Origin of the sequence: Massilia sp. TSP1-1-2 (assembly GCF_049896185.1) — a bacterium.
Classification (GTDB): Bacteria; Pseudomonadota; Gammaproteobacteria; order Burkholderiales; family Burkholderiaceae_D; genus Telluria_A.
Genome location: NZ_JAFCTU010000145.1, coordinates 1 through 901 on the forward strand (window position 1 = coordinate 1; position 901 = coordinate 901).

At 61.8% G+C, this 901-nt stretch carries 2 protein-coding genes; both read left to right on the forward strand.

The features are described from left to right. A partial coding sequence (locus tag ACP7BV_RS27360) for a PEP_CTERM-anchored TLD domain-containing protein (RefSeq protein WP_426108054.1) occupies positions 1–370 on the forward strand: 370 nt, incomplete at its 5' end. Positions 371–475: 105 nt separating this feature from the next. After that, positions 476–901 (forward strand): histidine kinase N-terminal 7TM domain-containing protein (locus ACP7BV_RS27365; RefSeq protein WP_426108056.1); only part of this gene is annotated, 426 nt, incomplete at its 3' end.

The window sequence follows — 901 nt, forward strand, 5'->3', positions numbered from 1 at the left end:
CGTCACGAACACCTATGACGGCTTCGTTTTCAACCTGACCGACGGCGTCAAGCGTCAGCAGACGAACGAGTATCAAACGGCGAACGTCGCCGGCTATGGTCCTACGTTCGGCGGTGGCCACGACATTTACGTCAATAACACGCTCGACATGGGCTACTCGTACGCTTACAGCTATGGCAGCGGCGGCGCGAACTCGCTGGTCGACAGCTCCGGTTACAACGGCTCGAACATGCAAATCCGCGCGCTCGAAGTGTTCACCATCGGCGGCTTCACCGGCCAGGCGGTTCCAGAACCAGCAAGCATGTTCCTGTTGGGCCTGGGCCTGATCGGCGTGGTTGCATCGCGTCGCAAGAAGGCCGCTCAAGCCTAAGCAGCACCCGGGCGGTAGCAGGACTTCAAAACAGGGCTTCGGCCCTGTTTTGCATTGGCTTGCGATATAGTGAGCCCCTTCGGACTACCAAGCTCTGCTGCCCCCATGGATTTGTACGGCCTTTATTACTTCTCGCTCGCGGTGCAATGTGCGGTCAGCCTGGCGCTGGCCGGCTGGCTGTGGGCCAAGGGGCCGCACCAGAGCGGCATCAAGCCGCTGGCGCTGTTTTGCGTGGGCGTGGGCTGCTGGAGCCTGGGCCAGCTGGCCATCAACCTGGGCGACGACAGCACCGCCCAACTGGGCAAGCGCTTGATCAACTGCGGCCCCCTGAACCCCGTATTTTTTCTGCACTTCGTGTTCCGCTTCCTGAACCGCGACAAGCCGCGCCAACTGCTGGTGTGCTACGCGCTGGGCGTGGCCACGGTGCTGATGGTGCAGGTGACGGACATGGGCGCAATGACGCCCTGGCTCGGCTTCAAGCGCTTTTATCTCTTCCCCGCCGCGGGCTGGGTGCCTGGTATTTTCGTCAGC